Below are 16,845 nucleotides of genomic sequence, written 5' to 3'. Positions count from 1 at the left end.
TACAGTCAGCGCCCATGACAGAGCGCCCCTACACCGACGTTGCAGTGATCATGCGGTGCGAGCACATCGACAACCGCTGGCAGCCCTGGCGCTGGTCGCTGGCCGAGGTGGTGATCCACGAACCCACCTTCGGCAGCGAGCCCCGCCCGCTGATCCAGGACGAGCGTGAGCAGCGCTGGCTGTTTCCCGGCTTTCGCGTGGAGCTGTTCCGCGACGATGCCGAGGGCTACCACCTCAACCTCACCTCGCCCGCGCCCTGCTGGTTTGTGATGTGGCGCCGCGATGAAGACACGGGCACGGGCGAGATCCCCCTGGCCCGCCCCGTGGCCGTGAGCCTGAGCTACCACGACGCCGGCCGCTGGCTGGATGCGCAGGAGACTGTGGAGCAGGTGCCCGCCGCCCCCGAGGTGCTGGAGGCGCTGCGCGCCTTTGTGGCCGAGCACTACCAGCCCGAGCCCAAACGCCGCAAGCGGCCGGACAGTTTCCAGTCGCTGACGGACCGCTTTGGCAACCCTGCGTCGGTGTCCACCGAGAAGCAACGTGGCGGCGGTGGAGGAGGGCGTGGCCATGGCTGACGGCTTCCTGGGACGCTGGTCGCGCCGCAAGCAGGACGTGCGGGAGGGCAGGCCGGTGGAGGAGCCTGTGCCGCCAGTGCCTGCTCCTGCTGTGGCTGCCCAGATTGCTGCGCCTGCACCCGTGTCCGCGCCTGCAGAGGCTGCCCCGGCGTCTGAGCCTCCACCTCCCACGCTGGCCGACGCGCAGGCGCTCACCCCCGCATCCGACTTCAAACCCTTTGTGTCCCGTGCCGTCTCGCCCGAGGTGCGCAACCTGGCGATGAAGAAGCTGTTTGCCGACCCGCACTTCAATGTGATGGATGGGCTCGATATTTACATCGACGACTACACCCAGCCCGACCCTTTGCCCGCAGGCATGCTGCGCCAGATGGCCAGCGCGCATGCGATGGGCTTCTTTGACGACGAAAATAAGGCCGGGGGTGAAGTAGCAGACCAAGGCGGCGATGCAATAGCCCCGGAGGCCGCTCAGCCTCGGGATGATGCGGAGGCCGACGGCCGCACAGACGTGGCACAGTCCGGGGTATGCAACGCTGTTCCTGGCGTTCCCACCAGCGAGCCTGTGCGGGTCGCCCGTTCTGAAGAGGATGGGGTGGCCATGCCAGCCAGCCACACCCACGATGACCACGACGCTCATTTGCGACTGCAACCAGACGATGCCCCTCAACGCCAAGGCGTTGGGCGAGGCACTGCATGAAGACCTGACCCTCCACTCCACCCTGTGCCGCCGCGACGCGGGGGCGTTTCAGAAAGCAATCCAGTCCGGGCAGGAGGTGGTGGTGGCCTGCACCCAGGAGCAGCGCCTGTTTGCCGACCTTGGTCAGCAGACCGAAGGTGCGGTCTCGCCCATCCGGTTTGTGAACATTCGCGAGACTGGTGGCTGGAGCCGCGACGCCGCCAAGGCCAGCCCGAAGGTCGCTGCATTGTTGGCCGCAGCCCATCTGCCGGAGCCCGAGCCGGTACCCACCGTCACCTACAAAAGCACAGGCCGCTTGCTCATCATCGGCCCGCTGGACCAGGCCGAGCAGGCCGCCGCGCTGGTGTCGGATGTGCTGGATGTGACCCTTTTCACCCAGGGCCCCGGCAATGCGGGTGGCGCGCAGGCGCGGCGCTACCCCGTGCTGGGCGGGCGCATCACGGGCCTCACCGGCTGGCTGGGTGCGTTTGAGCTGCAGTGGAAGGCCGACAACCCCATCGACCTGGACCTGTGCACGCGCTGCAATGCCTGTGTAGCGGCCTGCCCTGAGAACGCCATTGGCCTGGATTACCAGATCGACCTGGCCGCCTGCCAGTCACACCGCGCCTGCGTGAAGGTGTGCCAGGTGGCGGGTGCCATCGACTTCACCCGTGACGCCACGGCGCAGACCGAGCGCTTTGACCTGGTGCTCGACCTGCGTTCGCCCACCGCCACACCCACATTTTTGCAGCACACGCTGCCGCAGGGTTACCTGCGCTGGGATGGGCGGGACCTGGGCACGCTGCTCAAGCTGCGCGAACTGGTGGGCGAGTTCGAGAAGCCCAAGTTTTTTGCCTACAAACAAAAGCTGTGTGCTCACAGCCGCAACGCCACCGTGGGCTGCAACGCCTGCGTGGACATCTGCTCCGCCGAAGCCATCAGCAGCGACAAGGGCCGCCAGCAAATCAAGGTGAACCCCAACCTGTGCGTGGGCTGCGGCGCCTGCACCACCGTGTGCCCCACGGGCGCGCTGACCTATGCTTACCCCCGTGCGACAGAGCTGGGCACCAAGCTCAAGACGCTGCTGTCCACCTACGCGGCTGCCGGTGGCAAGGATGCGGTGCTGCTGCTGCACAGCCAGGAGCGCGGCCAGGCGCTGGTGGAGGAGCTGGGGCGTGCTGCCCAGCTGAAGCTGGCGCAGGGCGTGCCTGCCAACGTGATCCCGGTGGCACTGTGGCACACGGCCAGCACGGGGGTAGACCTGTGGCTGAGTGCCATCGCCTACGGCGCCTCGCAGGTCGTGGTGCTCTGCACCGACGAAGAAGCGCCGCAATATCTCGACGGCCTTCAGGCCCAGATGGACGTTGCGCAGGCCATCCTGCGAGGGCTGGGGTACACCGGCACCCATGTGCAGTTGCTGCGTGCCACGCATCCCACAGAGTTAGACGCCGCATTGCAAGGGCTGGGCCAGACGCGTCAGAAGACACCCGCCGTGGCCGCACGTTTTGCGGTGGCCCAAGAGAAGCGCAGCACGCTGGAGATGGCACTTGACCACCTCATCGAGCAGGCTCCCATGCCCGTGGCCGAACGGCCTGCGGCCATCGCCTTGCCCGCCGTGGGGTCGCCCCTGGGCACCATCGAGGTCAACAAGGACCGCTGCACCCTGTGCCTGAGCTGTGTGAGCGCCTGCCCCGCCAGTGCGCTGCAGGACAACCCGCAGCTGCCGCAATTGCGCTTCATCGAAAAGAACTGCGTGCAGTGTGGCCTGTGCGCCACCACCTGCCCGGAAGACGCGATCACCCTGCAGCCGCGCCTGCTGCTCGCGCCCGAGCGCGCGCAGCTGCGTGTGCTCAACGAAGCCAAGCCCTGGGCCTGCGTGCGCTGCAGCAAGCCCTTTGGCACCGTCAAAGCCATCGAGGCCATGCTGGGCAAACTGTCGGGCCACGCGATGTTCCAGGGCGACGCGCTGGAGCGTCTGAAGATGTGCAGCGACTGCCGCGTGATCGACCTGTATTCCTCCCAAAACGAAACGAAAGTGACCGACCTGTGAGCGCCCAACCTGCTTCGCTGATGCCGCCCGGCGGCAGTTCGGCGCTGGACGAAGAAACCGCGCGCGCCGAGCTGTATGGCCTGCTTTCGCAGCTGTATTACGCAGCGCCCGGCCCCGAATTGCTGTCTGCCCTGCGCGTGGCGGTAACCGAAGCACCGGCTGAGGGGGGCTTTTTGCAAGAGCCCTGGCAGCAGGTGGTGGGCGCGGCCCGGGCGCAAAGCGACGCCGAGATCGCGCGCGAGTACGACCGCCTGTTTGGCGGCGTCGGCAAGCCCGAGGTGTTTCTGTATGGGTCTCACTACCTGAGCGGATTTCTCAACGAAAAGCCCCTGGCCCGCCTGCGTGCCGACCTGGACCGTCTGGGCCTGGCGCGTGATGAGGGCATGTCGGAAACCGAGGATCACATTGCGTATGTGTGTGAAGTGATGCGCTACCTCATTGCGGGCGACGATGTGGCTGTCTGCAACCTGACGTCGCAGCGCGACTTTTTTGCAACGCATTTGCAGCCCTGGGTGCAGCAGCTGTGCGATGTGTTAGGCGCCCATCCGCAAGCACGGTTTTATGGCGCAATCGCTTTGTTCACGCGGTCTTTCATCGCGGTGGAGTCGCAGGGCTTCGACATGCTGGACTGACCTGTGGCCCCGCAGCACCCATGCTGCTGCTATAAAAGATGAGTGGGTTAGTAGGGGGTGTAAAGCTGGATTGCAGGGTTTTACACACTGTCATAGACTGTATGAATACCTTTTCATAGCTGCCAGCCATTCTGGAGACAACATGCAGAACCGCCAGCCGAATTCCTCCCGCCGGAGCTTCTTCTCCGGTGCTGCCACCGTTGGGGCTGCAGCAGCAGCCGTCGTGGCCCTCCCCCATGTGGTTCCGTCAGACCCGGTCGTGTCTGAGCCCGCGCGTGTCGCTCCAGAGAAAGGCGGCGGGTACCACCTGTCTGCCCATGTGAAGCAGTACTACAAGACCACCCAACTCTGACGGGGCGTGCCATGTTGCTAACCAAAAAGTCTTCCCACACGTCCGCGCCTGCTTCTCCGTTTGTCCACAGCCTGCGCCGCGGCCTGTCGCACGCGCTGCCTACCATGGACCGCCGCTCCTTCCTGCGCCGCTCGGGCCTGGGGGTGGGCGTTGGCATTGCGGCATCGCAGCTGGCGCTGGTCAAAAAATCCAACGCAGCCGAAGGTGCCAAGGTTGCCATCGGCGACAGCAAGATCGAAGTGCGCCGCACCATCTGCACCCACTGTTCGGTGGGTTGCGCCGTGGATGCTGTGGTGGAGAACGGTGTGTGGGTGCGTCAAGAGCCTGTGTTCGATTCGCCCATCAACCTGGGTGCCCACTGCGCCAAGGGTGCGGCCCTGCGTGAGCATGGCCACGGCGAGTACCGTCTGCGCTACCCCATGAAGCTGGTCAACGGCAAGTACGAGCGCATCAGCTGGGACACGGCGCTGAACGAAATCACCGCCAAGATGAAAGAGCTGCGTGCCGCCAGCGGCCCAGACAGTGTTTACTTTGTCGGATCGTCCAAGCACAACAACGAGCAAGCCTATCTGCTGCGCAAGTTTGTGAGCTTCTGGGGCACCAACAACTGCGACCACCAGGCGCGCATATGCCACTCGACCACCGTGGCGGGCGTGGCCAACACCTGGGGCTACGGGGCAATGACCAATTCGTACAACGACATGCAGAACAGCAAGGTCGCTCTGTACATCGGCTCCAACGCCGCCGAGGCCCATCCAGTGTCCATGCTGCACATGCTGCACGCCAAGGAAACCGGCTGCAAGATGATCGTCGTGGACCCGCGCTTCACCCGCACTGCGGCCAAGGCCGACGAGTACGTGCGCATCCGCTCGGGCACTGATATTCCTTTCCTCTTCGGCCTGCTCTACCACATCTTTAAGAATGGCTGGGAAGACAAAAAGTACATCCAGGACCGTGTCTACGGCATGGAAAAGGTGCGCGAAGATGTGCTGGCGAAATGGACGCCTGACAAGGTGGAAGAGGCCTGCGGCGTCAAGGAAGACCAGATGTTCAAGGTCGCCAAGATGCTGCACGACAACAACCCCGGCACCATCGTGTGGTGTATGGGCCAGACCCAGCACACCATCGGCAACGCCATGGTGCGTGCCTCGTGCATCTTGCAGCTGGCGCTGGGCAATGTGGGCAAGACCGGTGGCGGCACCAACATCTTCCGCGGCCACGACAACGTGCAGGGCGCGACCGACGTGGGCCCCAACCCCGACTCGCTGCCAGGCTACTACGGCCTGGCCGAAGGCTCATGGAAGCACTTTGCCGCGGTCTGGGGCGTGGACTTTGAATGGATAAAGAAGCAATATGCTTCTCCCGCGATGATGACCAAGAGCGGCATCACCGTGTCGCGCTGGATTGACGGCGTGCTGGAGAACAACGAGCTCATCGACCAGGACTCCAACCTGCGCGGCGTGTTCTTCTGGGGCCATGCGCCCAATTCGCAGACCCGTGGCCTTGAAATGAAGCGCGCCATGGACAAGCTGGACCTGCTGGTGGTGGTGGACCCATATCCATCGGCCACCGCTGCGATGGCTGCCATGCCCGGCAAGGCAGAGGATTTGAACCCTAACCGCGCGGTGTACCTGCTGCCTGCAGCTACGCAGTTCGAAACCAGCGGTTCGTGTACGGCTTCCAACCGCTCCATCCAGTGGCGCGAAAAGGTCATCGAGCCGCTGTGGGAAAGCCGCTCGGACCACATGATCATGCATCAGTTCGCCGAAAAGCTGGGCTTCGCGGCCGAGCTGTCCAAGAACTACAAGATGCAAAAGGTCAAGGGCATGGACGAGCCCGTGCCTGAGGACATCCTGCGCGAAATCAACAAATCGGTGTGGACCATTGGCTACACCGGCCAGAGCCCCGAGCGGCTGAAGGCCCACATGCGGAACATGCATTTGTTCGATGTGAAGACCCTGAAGGCCAAGGGTGGCAAGGACAAGGAAACCGGCTATGACTTTGGCGGCGACTACTTCGGCTTGCCCTGGCCTTGCTATGGCACGCCCGAGCTGAAGCACCCCGGCTCACCCAATCTGTACGACACCTCCAAGCACGTCATGGATGGCGGTGGCAACTTTCGCGCCAACTTCGGTGTGGAAAAGGACGGCGTCAACCTGCTGGCTGAAGATGGATCGCATTCGTTGGGCTGCGAGATCACCACGGGCTACCCCGAGTTCGACCACGTGCTGCTGAAAAAGCTGGGCTGGTGGGACGACCTGAGCGATGCCGAGAAGGCCAAGGCCGAAGGCAAGAACTGGAAGACCGACCCTACGGGCGCGATCATCCGCGTGGCGCTCAAGCATGGCTGCCATCCGTTTGGCAACGCCAAGGCCCGCGCGGTGGTGTGGAACTTCCCCGACGCTATTCCGCAGCACCGCGAGCCGCTGTATGGCACCCGGCCTGACCTCATGGCCAAGTACCCCACGCACGACGACAAAAAGGCCTTCTGGCGCCTGCCCACGCTTTACAAGACGGTGCAGGAAAAGAACGTGGCCGACAAGGTGCACGAGAAGTTCCCGCTCATCATGAGCTCGGGTCGCCTGGTCGAATACGAAGGCGGTGGCGAGGAAACCCGTTCCAACCCCTGGCTGGCCGAACTGCAGCAGGAGTCGTTCGTCGAGATCAACCCCAAGACCGCTGCCGACCGGGGCATTCGCAACGGCGAGCGGGTGTGGCTGAGCTCGCCCACCGGCGCGCGCATCAACGTGCAGGCGCTCGTCACAGAGCGTGTGGCGCCCGACACGGTGTGGATGCCGTTCCACTTTTCGGGTCACTGGCAGGGCAAAGACATGCTGGCCTACTACCCCAAGGGTGCGGCCCCTGTGGTGCGCGGTGAGGCCGTCAACACGGCTACCACCTATGGCTACGACAGCGTGACCATGATGCAAGAAACCAAGACCACGATCTGCAACGTGGAACGCGCCTGATCGCGCCACGCAAGGAGACACACATGGCACGTATGAAATTTATCTGTGACGCAGAGCGCTGCATCGAGTGCAACGGCTGCGTGACCGCCTGCAAGAACGAGCACGAGGTGCCCTGGGGCGTGAACCGCCGCCGCGTGGTCACGCTCAACGACGGTGTGCCGGGCGAAAAATCCATCTCGGTGGCCTGCATGCATTGCAGCGACGCGCCGTGCATGGCGGTATGCCCCGTCAACTGCTTCTATCGCACTGAAGAGGGTGTAGTGCTGCACGACAAGGACGTGTGCATCGGCTGCGGCTATTGCAGCTATGCCTGCCCGTTTGGTGCGCCACAGTTCCCGTCGAGCGGCACGTTTGGTGTGCGCGGCAAGATGGACAAGTGCACCTTCTGCGCCGGCGGTCCCGAGACCCACGGCAGCCAGGCCGAATTTGAGAAATACGGCCGCAACCGCTTGGCCGAAGGCAAGCTGCCTGCGTGTGCGGAAATGTGCTCCACCAAGGCTTTGCTGGCCGGTGATGGCGACGTGGTCGCCGACATCTTCCGCAACCGCGTGGTGCAGCGTGGCAAGGGCGCCGAGGTGTGGGGCTGGGGCACTGCCTACGGTTCGCAACAGGCAGGCCAGCCGCCTGCAGGAGCCAAGTCATGATGAAGCGCCTTCATCCCCTTGCCCGAACCACCCTTGCTGTGGCCGCTGTAGCCGCGCTCACTGCGTGCGGCGAGAAGCCGCAAACGGGCATGGGCATCCGCAGCGATGCCGCACCCTACGCAGGCACTGGCAGCAACTTCACCCAGCCGGGGTGGCAGGCGGGCGACAAAGCCAGTTGGGAAGCCCAGCTGAAGGCCCGCCAGCAGTACGGCCAGAACGAGTACACCCGCACCCAAACCAAGTGAGGTCCACCATGAAACACATCGTGTGGTCCTTGGCTCTGGTAGCGGGTCTGGCCGGATTGTCCGGTGGTGCCGCATTTGCGCAGCAGGCCTCGGCCGCTCCGGATGCGGCTACAGCTCCCGCCGCAGCGCCTGCGCCCGGCGGCATCCAGAGCCAGAACATCTTCGACGTCAAGCCAGACGCCAGCGCCGACCCCCAATATGCCCAGCAGACCAACGGCGAGCGCGCCAAGGTCCAGCCCGGCAACAATGCGCCCATGTGGCGCCAGGTGGGGCAGGGCGTGACAGGCTACAGCAGCCTGCCCCTCAGTCAAGCGCCCGAAGCGGGCAATCTGATCCAGCCGTTTGTGCAGTACCCCGGCTCGCGAGTCACCAACGCGGGCGAGGCCTGGAGGCAGGTGCGCAACAACTGGATCATTCCCTACGGCGCGGCGTTCTTCGCCATCGTGCTGCTGGCTCTGGGCATCTTCTACTTCGTGAAAGGTCCGATGGGCAAGGACCACGCCGATGGCACAGGCACGCGCCGCATCGAACGCTTCACCCCGTTTGAGCGCGCCGCGCACTGGGCCAACGCCTTTGCGTTCATCGCCTTGGCCGTGTCCGGCATCGTCATGGCGTTTGGCAAGTTCTTCCTGCTGCCGATCATGGGAGCCACGCTGTTTGGCTGGCTGACCTACGCGCTCAAGAACGTGCACAACTTCATGGGGCCGTTGTTTGCGGTGTCGCTGCTGGTGATCATTCTCACGTTCATCAAGGACAACATCGCCAGCCGGGCTGACTTTGTGTGGTTGGCCAAGGGCGGCGGCATGCTGGGCAAGGGTGACCACGAGGTGCCTTCGCACCGCTTCAACGCGGGCGAGAAGGGCCTGTTCTGGTGGGGTATCACCATTCCCGGCATCTTTGTGGTGGGCTCGGGCCTGGTGCTCGACAAGCTCATCCCCGGCTTTGGCGACGTGCGCAGCGACATGCAGATCGCCCACATGATCCACGCCACGCTCGCGATCTGGATGATGGGCTTGATCTGCGGCCACATCTACATGGGCACGGTAGGCATGCGCGGAGCCTACAAGGCGATGCGCACTGGTTATGTCAGCGAAGGCTGGGCCAAGGAGCACCACGAGCTCTGGTACGACGACATCCAGGCCGGCAAGATTCCCGCGCAGCGCAGCCACACCCACACCACGCAGCCCGCAGGCGATGCCGTGGCGCGCAAGCCCGCTCAGGCATAAGGCATACACCATGATGACCCATACATCCTTCGCAAAGAAAACGCTGCTCGCCCTGTGTGCCACCGGCTTCTGCGCCCTGGCATCGGCCAAGTTGCCTCCCCCCACGCCCGAAGCCGCAGCCAAGGCGGCCGAGACGGCCGCCCGTGCGGCGTGGGCCGGCAAGGTGGACAACTACAAGCTCTGCCTGTCCCAAGACCGTGTGGCCGCGCACTACCGCAAGACCACGCCATCGGCCAAGCCCGCCACCGCCGCTGGGGCCGCTTGCACCGACCCGGGCCCCTTTGCTTACACGCCTCCAGCCGCCAAGCCGATTGAAGCGGCGGGTGCCCATTCGCCACCGGGCACGGCCAGCAGCCCGCCCAACACCACGGTGCCGGCGGCGGCTGCTGCGTCCGCACCCAAGTCCTGAAGACCGGCCCAGCTCGGGTTGCGGTGCTCGGCTGAAGGCTGCAGCCCCGCGGGCTCTGGTTCGTATCGGCCCCGGCGTCAAGCCGTGCTGTCCCCGGATGGCACGGCTTTATTGTTTGGGTAACCGTCGGCATTTCGCGAACCCCCCTACCATCCGCCCTATGGCTACTTCGATCTCCAGTACGCCCACACCAGCCCCGTGGGCCTTGCCACGCCTCACGCAGGCCCAGGCACCCCTCACCCATGCGGTCGAGGTGGTCAACGAGCACGGCGAACGCGAGCAGGTGCAAATACCTGCCGAACGGCCGCTCACCGTGTATGTGGACAAGCGCGAACTGGTCACGCTGATGACGCTGGGTGCACAGCCCGAACTGCTGGTGTTGGGCTATCTGCGCAACCAGAGGCTGGTGGATTCGGTGTACGACATCGAGTCCATCACCGTGGACTGGGACGTCAACGCCGCCGCCGTGCGGACCCGGCACGGTATCGAGCGCATTGAAGAGCGCACCGCCAGCAAGGTTGTCACCACGGGCTGCGGCCAGGGCAGCGTTTTTGGCGGCCTGATGGACGAGGTGGACCGCATCGTGCTGCCCGACGCGCGCCTCACCCAGGCCCAGCTCTACGGCATCGTCAACGCCATCCGCCTTAAGGAGAGCACCTACAAATCAGCCGGTTCGGTGCACGGCTGCGCCCTGTTCCAGGGTGAGACGCTGCTGACCTTTGTGGAAGACGTGGGCCGGCATAACGCCATCGACACCATTGCCGGCTGGATGTGGATGAGCGGCCAGACTGCAGACAGCTCAGGGCAGTACCCAGCGCCCATGTCCGGGGCGGACAAGGTCTTCTACACCACCGGCCGCCTCACGAGCGAGATGGTCATCAAGTCCGCTCAGATGGGCGTGCCGATCGTGGTGTCCCGCAGCGGCATGACGCAGATGGGCCATGCCGTGGCGCGGCAACTGGGTCTGTGCGCCATCGGGCGGGCCACGAACCGGCGCTTTGTTTGCTACAGCGGGGCGGATCGCCTAGTGTTGCAGCCCGAGCTGGCGGTGTTGCCTGCAGGCCCGACGCCCGCACCAGCAACTGCCGGGGTCGCCATAGAGTCTTAGCCCGTACAACCCACCCGCTGCGAAGGTGCTCCAGTCGGGCGTAGACCCGTCATGCAGCGATGGCATGATGCGCGCATGAAAGACCTGAACTCCAAGAATAAGAGCGACTGGGCGGACACCCTGCCCAGCCAATGGGGGCCGGAGCCAGTGGCTGAGATCGAGGTCCCGCTGGAAGAGGCAGCGGTTCTCACCCATTCGCCCGCAGCAGTGCCCAGCGCTTCGCGGGCTCATTCCACCTCGCTGGCCGCGCCCGCCGCGCCAACGTCGCCATCCGCACCGAGTGCCGCAGTGCTCCCCATGCTCAGGTGGATCACCGAAGGCCTGCGTGCCACGCTGTTTTTGCGGCCGCGCACCGGCGCCAGTGCGCCCACGCCATGGCAATTCATCGTGCTGGTTCTGCTGCAAACCGGGCTGTTGCTGGGCATGGCGCGTCTGGAGGTGGCAGGGCCTGCGCAGTTCAACCTGCGCGGCTGGCTCACACCACTGTGGACGGGGCTGGTGATTTTGTGGTTTGGATGGTGGGCCATGGCGCCCGCTCAGGCGGCACGCCGTGCGGCAGCTGCGCATACGGGTCGGGGGGCGGGTACGGCGCAGGCAGCCCCACCGTCCGGCGGCGTGGCCGCCTGGTACGTTCTGTGCGGCTGGGCGCCCCTCGTTCCGACCGTGGCGCTGTACGGTCTGCTGGCCTGGGCGGCGCGCAAGCCAGACTTTTGGGCCAGCGACCTGGCGGGCAATGTCTTTTGGGCGATCTACGGTGTGCTCACCGTTTGGGTGGTGGCCACGTTGATCGCTGTCAGCGCGCGCTTTGTAGGGTCGTGGCCCCGTACGGCCGTGTACTCGGCGGCGCTGGTGGGCGTGATTGCGCTGGGTACCTGGCAGTTTCCCGACCGGCCCTGGGAATATGACGCCGCCGCGGCGCGTGCCCAGGCCGCCGCGGCCGGTGAGGAGCCCGCGCCTGAGCCCGTGCGCCTGTCGCTGACCCAGGAGGTTATTGAGGCGCAGCAACCCTTGCTGCAGCAGCAACTGCAGGCCCTGGCGCCGGGCAAGCCGGGCGAGGCCAATGTCTACGGGCTGGTGTTTGCGCCCTATGCAGGCGAAGAAGTGTTCCGCCGCGAAAGCACCATGGTCAGCGGCGTGCTGCAAGAGCGGTTTGACGCCCGAGGCCGTGTGGTCCACCTGCTCAACCACGCTGAAACTGCCGGTACGCACGCCTGGGCCACGCCGCAGAACCTGCAGCGCGCCATCGCGGGCCTGGCCGACCGCATGGACCGCGAGCGCGACATCCTGGTGGTCTACATGACATCGCACGGCGCGCGCAACCACGAACTGGCCGCTGCCCACTGGCCGTTGAAGGTGGCCCCCGCCACGCCCGAGATGCTTCGTGCCGCGCTGGACGACGCCGGCATCCGCCACCGCGTCATCGCCGTGTCGGCCTGTTATTCGGGCGGCTGGATCGAACCCCTGGCCAACGACAGCACCCTCATCATAACCGCCGCCGACGCCACCCACACGTCGTATGGCTGCGGCACGCGGTCAGAGCTCACGTTCTTCGGCCGCGCGGTGTTTCATGAACAGTTGCGCAAGACCTATTCGTTCAAGGAAGCGTTCGACAATGCCGTGCCGCTGATCGCACAGCGCGAGGTGGAGGCGGGCAAGGCCGATGGATTCTCCAACCCGCAGATTCATGTGGGCCCGCAGATCGAGCCCGTGCTGAAGGCGCTGGAGCAGCGCCTGGCGCAGGGCGACGCGGCCCCCGCAACCGCTGCCGTGCAGACATCGGCGGCCGATGCGCTGGTGGAAGCCAAGCCCTGAGTGGGGGCGCCCACACTGCACGCCCGGCACGCAACACCCCACAATCGGCCAGCCGTTTCACTTTGCGCTAAGGTCCGCGCCATGACACTGTCCTTTCTACGACTTGGCTGGCGCACCCTGCTGCGCGATCTGCGTGCGGGCGAGCTTCGGCTGCTCATCGTGGCGGTGACGCTGGCGGTGGCGGCCCTCACGTCCGTGGGCTTTTTTGCTGACCGCCTGCAGGGCGGCTTGCAGCGGGATGCCCTGCAGCTGCTGGGCGGCGATGCCGTGGTGGCCAGCGACAACCCCACGCCCGCGAATATTGTGGACAAGGCCCGCGACCTGGGTCTGCAGGCTGTCACCACGCTGGGCTTTCCGACCATGGGCCGGGCGGGTGATGCGCAGGGCGGCGCCAGCAAGCTGGTGGCGCTCAAGAGCGTGCAGCCAGGCTACCCGTTGCGTGGCAGCCTCACGGTGGCCGATGCGCCGGGCGCGGTGGACGCCCCCACCCGCGACATTCCTGCGCGCGGCGAGGTGTGGGTGGACGCACCCCTGCTGGAGTCGCTGAACCTGTCTATGGGCGACATGCTGCTGCTGGGCGATGCCCAGTTGCGCATTGCCCGCATCATCGTGCTGGAGCCCGACCGCGGCGCGGGCTTCATGAGTTTTGCGCCCCGCGTCATGGTCAACGAGGCGGACCTGCCCGCCACAGGCCTGGTGCAGCCCGCCAGCAGGCTCACCTACCGTTTTGCCGTCATCGGCCCGGCGGCAGCCGTCAAGGACTTCACCACCTGGGCCACGGCCGAGCTGAAAAACCCGGACGTGCATGGCGTGCGCCTGGAGTCGCTGGAAAGCGGCCGCCCCGAAATGCGCCAGACGCTGGACCGCGCGCAGAAATTCCTCAGCCTTGTGGCTCTGCTGGCCGCATTGCTCTCCGCCGTGGCCGTGGCCCTGGCCGCGCGCGGCTTTGCGGCCGACCACCTGGATGCCTCTGCCATGCTGCGCGTGCTGGGCCAGAGCCAGCGCACCATCGCCGGCGCCTACACCACCGAGTTTGCGTTGGTGGGCCTGTTTGCCAGCACGTTGGGCGTGGTGCTGGGCTACTTGGTGCACTACGTGTTTGTGCTGCTGCTGGCGGGCCTGGTCGAATCCGCCCTGCCGGCCGCCAGCCTATGGCCCGTGGCCTTTGGGCTGGGCATGGGGCTCACGCTGCTGTTGGCCTTTGGCCTGCCGCCCGTGCTGCAGCTGGCCCAGGTGCCGCCGCTGCGCGTCATCCGCCGCGACGTGGGTGGCCTCAAACCCGCATCGCTGGCCGTTCTGGGCGTGGGTATTGCGGGCTTTGCGGCACTGCTGCTGGCCGTCAGCAGCGATGTGAAGCTGGGGTTGATTGCCGTGGGCGGGTTTGCGGGCGCCGTGGCGCTGTTTGCGGGGCTGTCATGGGTGGCAGTCAAGCTGCTGCGCAAAAGCGTCAACGAGGCCACCGCACCGCGCTGGCTGGTGTTGGCCACGCGGCAGATCTCCGCGCGCCCGGCCTATGCCGTGGTGCAGGTCAGCAGCCTGGCCGTGGGCCTGCTGGCGCTGGTGCTGCTGGTGCTGCTGCGCACCGATCTCATCAGCAGCTGGCGCAACGCCACCCCGCCGGATGCCCCCAACCGCTTCGTCATCAACGTGATGCCCGACCAGGCCGACGCTTTCCAGCAGACGCTCAAGGGCAGCGGCGTGGACCGCTACGACTGGTACCCCATGATCCGCGGCCGCCTCATCGCTGTGAACGGCCGCACGGTGGGGCCCGACGACTACACCGACGACCGAGCCAAGCGCCTGGTGGACCGCGAATTCAACCTCTCCAACGCCACCGAGGCGCCGCCCCACAACCAGGTGGTGGCCGGCCGCTGGACGCCGGGCGAGGAGGGCGCCATCAGCGTGGAGGAAGGCATTGCCGAAACCCTGGGCCTGAAGATGGGAGACCGCCTGCAGTTCGACATGGGCGGCGTGCAGAACGAAGCGCGCATCACCAGCCTGCGAAAGGTGGACTGGGGCTCCATGCGCGCCAACTTCTTCGTGATGTACCCCGTGGCCGAAGTGAAAGACGTGCCGGTCACCTACCTGGCCGCCTACCGCGCGCCCGAGGTCAACGGCTTCGACAACGCGCTGGTGCGCCAATTCCCCAACATCACCAACGTGGACATGGGCGCCACCATCGCACAGGTGCAGCGCGTGCTGGAGCAGGTGATTCGGGCGGTCGAATTCCTTTTCGCCTTCACCCTGGCGGCCGGCCTGGTGGTGCTGTTTGCCGCCGTCACCGCCACGCGCGAGGAGCGCGCGCGGGAATACGCCATCATGCGCGCCGTGGGCGCCCAGGCCCGCCTGCTGGGCCAGGTGCAGCGCGCCGAGCTGGTGGGGGTGGGCCTGCTGGCGGGCTTTTTGGCCAGCGCCGTGGCAGTGGGTGTGGGCTGGGGCCTGGCGCGCTACGTGTTCGACTTTGCCTGGACCGCATCGCCCTGGGTGCCCCTGGCTGGCGCAGTGGCCGGCGCCGTGCTGGCCCTGGCCGCAGGCTGGTGGGGACTGCGCGAGGTGCTGCTTCGCCCCGTGGTGGACACGCTGCGCCGTGCGGCGGAGTGAAGCGCCCTAGACCTGCTGCGTACAGATGCTTTTAAATTGATAGCTGCCAGCGCTTGACGGATAAGCGCTGGGGCCTGTTTTTGCCATGAACTCTGAAGCTTCGGACCCCGACAACACCAGCCCTGCTCGGGCCACCACGCCCTTTGAATGGATCGGAGGCGAGGAGCGGGTGCACGCGTTGGTCGAACGCTTTTACGACCTGATGGACCTGGAGCCCGCATACGCCGAGCTGCGCGCCGCGCATGGCAGCGACCTGGCGAGCGCCCGGCAAAAGCTGTTCTGGTTTCTGTGCGGCTGGCTGGGCGGGCCCGACCACTACCAAAGCCGCTTTGGCCACCCCCGCCTTCGTATGCGGCACATGCCGTTTTCCATCGGCATCCAGGAGCGCGACCAGTGGGTTGCCTGCATGGACCAGGCCATGGGCGAGACGGGCGTGCCTGCTGAATTGCGGGCACGGTTGAAGGAAAGTTTCATGGGAACCGCAGACTGGATGCGGAACCGAGGCGTGTGAGAACAGGTGGCGGCGGGGTGCACTGCCGCCTGTTGCACGCTGCGCCTTCAGCCCGTGGCCATCCCCGCTTGCGACAGAAACGGTTGCCCGCTGCCCACGTCGCCTCGCCGCAACGCCGACACGCGGGGCGGCGTCGATGCTTCTTCCAGCAGTTCGCTCGCCGCAGGGGTGGGCGCCAGTCCCCGCTCCAGCCGCAGGGCCCGGTTGCGGTACATCTTTCCCAGCGCCGCGTGGTACTCCGCAGCGGTCTCATGCTCCAGCGCGGCCATGCGCGCATCGTCCAGGCAGCGCTGTGCGCGGCGCTGGTAGATCGTGGAGGCATCAAAGAATCGTTTCAGCATGGGGCCGCTCCTTGGTGTCTGGGTTGAGCCCTGAGCATGGGGGCGCAGTCACCGCGGGGGCGTCAGACAGCGCGCTGTGACTGCGCAGTCCGTGGGCGGGCGGGGGCTTCACAACCCGTTGTGTGCGTGGCGCGCGATGGCGCAGCTGCGTATTCCCTACACACCTGAACACGGAGTCATTTCGATCTGATCACTCTGCCGGCTGAGGTCGCCGACATCCGTTCCCGGCGCTCGTAGGGCAGAATTCGGCCAGAAGCGGACATTGAGCACATGCGGTTTCTGCGTTACTAGGATTCATCGTGCAACTCACCCAGATCATCGCTAGCCTCAATAGCTTCGACGACGAACTTTGCATAGTCGCACGTCGGCCTTGGACAGCTGAAGCTGAGGCGAGGCTAGTTCCGTTAGGCGATGACGGCCGCATACCCGCTGCGGCGTTGGCTGAGGGATATGAGTACTTTCTTGAAGTCGGCGTAGCTATAGATGAAGTCATTGGTGAGCTGCAAGGCCTGTCAGCTGAGCAACGCGTAGCGCTGTGCATCTTTTATGCGGAGAACGATGCTTACCCCGAATGGCTGAATCAAGCTGAACCCCAGCGCCATCAATGATGGTGGGAAGGCCTACCAGGAGGTCCGCTTTGGGCCCGTAGCGGGCACCGGTGCACTGCGATAACAGTCTGTCAGCACACGGGAGGCAC

16 protein-coding genes are annotated in these 16,845 nt (G+C 65.5%); 15 read left to right on the top strand and 1 reads right to left on the bottom strand.

The annotated features are described in order from the left end of the window. Positions 1-14 precede the first annotated feature (14 nt). The 14 genes from ACK4HJ_RS00545 to ACK4HJ_RS00480 all read left to right on the top strand — a co-directional run bounded on the left by ACK4HJ_RS00545 (position 15) and on the right by ACK4HJ_RS00480 (position 15,807). The gene (locus ACK4HJ_RS00545) at positions 15-575 is read left to right on the top strand and encodes a DUF3305 domain-containing protein (protein ID WP_409826717.1); all 561 of its coding nucleotides are present in this window, start codon (positions 15-17) and stop codon (positions 573-575) included. Continuing rightward, positions 568-1,269, top strand: coding sequence for a DUF3306 domain-containing protein (locus ACK4HJ_RS00540; RefSeq protein ID WP_409826716.1), 702 nt, complete (start codon positions 568-570; stop codon positions 1,267-1,269). Before ACK4HJ_RS00545 ends, ACK4HJ_RS00540 begins: the two co-directional genes overlap by 8 nt. Next, positions 1,229-3,298: a 4Fe-4S binding protein gene (locus tag ACK4HJ_RS00535; RefSeq protein WP_409827374.1), complete on the top strand. Its 2,070-nt coding sequence runs from the start codon at positions 1,229-1,231 to the stop codon at positions 3,296-3,298. Before ACK4HJ_RS00540 ends, ACK4HJ_RS00535 begins: the two co-directional genes overlap by 41 nt. A gap of 20 nt (positions 3,299-3,318) precedes the next feature. Continuing rightward, positions 3,319-3,930: a molecular chaperone gene (locus ACK4HJ_RS00530; RefSeq protein WP_409827372.1), complete on the top strand. Its 612-nt coding sequence runs from the start codon at positions 3,319-3,321 to the stop codon at positions 3,928-3,930. Positions 3,931-4,072: 142 nt separating this feature from the next. Continuing rightward, positions 4,073-4,282 (top strand): formate dehydrogenase, encoded by a 210-nt coding sequence (locus ACK4HJ_RS00525; protein WP_409826714.1) that lies wholly within the window; start codon positions 4,073-4,075, stop codon positions 4,280-4,282. Between the two features lie 11 nt (positions 4,283-4,293). Further along, a complete protein-coding gene (locus ACK4HJ_RS00520) occupies positions 4,294-7,251 on the top strand; it encodes a formate dehydrogenase subunit alpha (protein WP_409826712.1) in 2,958 nt (985 codons plus the stop codon). Positions 7,252-7,274: 23 nt separating this feature from the next. Continuing rightward, the gene (gene fdh3B, locus ACK4HJ_RS00515) at positions 7,275-7,895 is read left to right on the top strand and encodes a formate dehydrogenase FDH3 subunit beta (protein ID WP_409826710.1); all 621 of its coding nucleotides are present in this window, start codon (positions 7,275-7,277) and stop codon (positions 7,893-7,895) included. Beyond that, complete coding sequence (locus ACK4HJ_RS00510; protein WP_409827371.1) at positions 7,895-8,140, top strand: hypothetical protein; 246 nt, start codon at positions 7,895-7,897, stop codon at positions 8,138-8,140. The genes fdh3B and ACK4HJ_RS00510 overlap by 1 nt, the downstream gene beginning before the upstream one ends. An 8-nt stretch (positions 8,141-8,148) precedes the next feature. Then, a complete protein-coding gene (locus tag ACK4HJ_RS00505) occupies positions 8,149-9,366 on the top strand; it encodes a formate dehydrogenase subunit gamma (protein WP_409826709.1) in 1,218 nt (405 codons plus the stop codon). 13 nt (positions 9,367-9,379) lie between these two features. Next, positions 9,380-9,775 (top strand): hypothetical protein, encoded by a 396-nt coding sequence (locus tag ACK4HJ_RS00500; RefSeq protein ID WP_409826707.1) that lies wholly within the window; start codon positions 9,380-9,382, stop codon positions 9,773-9,775. Between the two features lie 160 nt (positions 9,776-9,935). Further along, on the top strand, positions 9,936-10,883 hold the full coding sequence (locus ACK4HJ_RS00495; RefSeq protein WP_409826705.1) for a formate dehydrogenase accessory sulfurtransferase FdhD: 948 nt from the start codon (positions 9,936-9,938) through the stop codon (positions 10,881-10,883). Between the two features lie 75 nt (positions 10,884-10,958). Next, a complete protein-coding gene (locus tag ACK4HJ_RS00490; RefSeq protein ID WP_409826703.1) occupies positions 10,959-12,695 on the top strand; it encodes a C13 family peptidase in 1,737 nt (578 codons plus the stop codon). A gap of 81 nt (positions 12,696-12,776) precedes the next feature. Further along, on the top strand, positions 12,777-15,296 hold the full coding sequence (locus ACK4HJ_RS00485) for an ABC transporter permease (RefSeq protein ID WP_409826701.1): 2,520 nt from the start codon (positions 12,777-12,779) through the stop codon (positions 15,294-15,296). A gap of 85 nt (positions 15,297-15,381) precedes the next feature. Further along, positions 15,382-15,807 carry a group II truncated hemoglobin gene (locus ACK4HJ_RS00480; protein WP_409826699.1) on the top strand — a complete coding sequence of 142 codons (426 nt, stop codon included), beginning with the start codon at positions 15,382-15,384 and terminating at the stop codon, positions 15,805-15,807. A gap of 47 nt (positions 15,808-15,854) precedes the next feature. Here the strand turns inward: ACK4HJ_RS00480 and ACK4HJ_RS00475 are convergent, their stop codons facing one another. Then, positions 15,855-16,148: a hypothetical protein gene (locus ACK4HJ_RS00475; RefSeq protein WP_409826698.1), complete on the bottom strand. Its 294-nt coding sequence runs from the start codon at positions 16,146-16,148 to the stop codon at positions 15,855-15,857. Between the two features lie 299 nt (positions 16,149-16,447). Here ACK4HJ_RS00475 and ACK4HJ_RS00470 point away from each other — a divergent pair, with 299 nt between their 5' ends. Beyond that, positions 16,448-16,756, top strand: a complete 309-nt coding sequence (locus ACK4HJ_RS00470; RefSeq protein WP_409826696.1) for a hypothetical protein — start codon at positions 16,448-16,450, stop codon at positions 16,754-16,756. Positions 16,757-16,845 lie beyond the last annotated feature (89 nt).

It is taken from the genome of Acidovorax sp., assembly GCF_046294525.1.
Lineage (GTDB): Bacteria > Pseudomonadota > Gammaproteobacteria > Burkholderiales > Burkholderiaceae_C > Acidovorax.
This window is presented reverse-complemented; position numbering and strand designations above follow the sequence as displayed.

Excerpts from the sequence above, each read along its gene's own strand:
- ACK4HJ_RS00475 (WP_409826698.1), bottom strand. The coding sequence starts at position 16,148 with ATGCTGAAACGATTCTTTGATGCCTCCACGATCTACCAGCGCCGCGCA.
- ACK4HJ_RS00520 (WP_409826712.1), top strand. The coding sequence starts at position 4,294 with ATGTTGCTAACCAAAAAGTCTTCCCACACGTCCGCGCCTGCTTCTCCG.
- ACK4HJ_RS00510 (WP_409827371.1), top strand. The coding sequence starts at position 7,895 with ATGAAGCGCCTTCATCCCCTTGCCCGAACCACCCTTGCTGTGGCCGCT.
- ACK4HJ_RS00530 (WP_409827372.1), top strand. The coding sequence starts at position 3,319 with ATGCCGCCCGGCGGCAGTTCGGCGCTGGACGAAGAAACCGCGCGCGCC.
- ACK4HJ_RS00495 (WP_409826705.1), top strand. The coding sequence starts at position 9,936 with ATGGCTACTTCGATCTCCAGTACGCCCACACCAGCCCCGTGGGCCTTG.
- ACK4HJ_RS00480 (WP_409826699.1), top strand. The coding sequence starts at position 15,382 with ATGAACTCTGAAGCTTCGGACCCCGACAACACCAGCCCTGCTCGGGCC.
- ACK4HJ_RS00535 (WP_409827374.1), top strand. The coding sequence starts at position 1,229 with ATGCCCCTCAACGCCAAGGCGTTGGGCGAGGCACTGCATGAAGACCTG.
- fdh3B (WP_409826710.1), top strand. The coding sequence starts at position 7,275 with ATGGCACGTATGAAATTTATCTGTGACGCAGAGCGCTGCATCGAGTGC.
- ACK4HJ_RS00485 (WP_409826701.1), top strand. The coding sequence starts at position 12,777 with ATGACACTGTCCTTTCTACGACTTGGCTGGCGCACCCTGCTGCGCGAT.
- ACK4HJ_RS00490 (WP_409826703.1), top strand. The coding sequence starts at position 10,959 with ATGAAAGACCTGAACTCCAAGAATAAGAGCGACTGGGCGGACACCCTG.
- ACK4HJ_RS00505 (WP_409826709.1), top strand. The coding sequence starts at position 8,149 with ATGAAACACATCGTGTGGTCCTTGGCTCTGGTAGCGGGTCTGGCCGGA.
- ACK4HJ_RS00525 (WP_409826714.1), top strand. The coding sequence starts at position 4,073 with ATGCAGAACCGCCAGCCGAATTCCTCCCGCCGGAGCTTCTTCTCCGGT.
- ACK4HJ_RS00545 (WP_409826717.1), top strand. The coding sequence starts at position 15 with ATGACAGAGCGCCCCTACACCGACGTTGCAGTGATCATGCGGTGCGAG.
- ACK4HJ_RS00540 (WP_409826716.1), top strand. The coding sequence starts at position 568 with ATGGCTGACGGCTTCCTGGGACGCTGGTCGCGCCGCAAGCAGGACGTG.
- ACK4HJ_RS00500 (WP_409826707.1), top strand. The coding sequence starts at position 9,380 with ATGACCCATACATCCTTCGCAAAGAAAACGCTGCTCGCCCTGTGTGCC.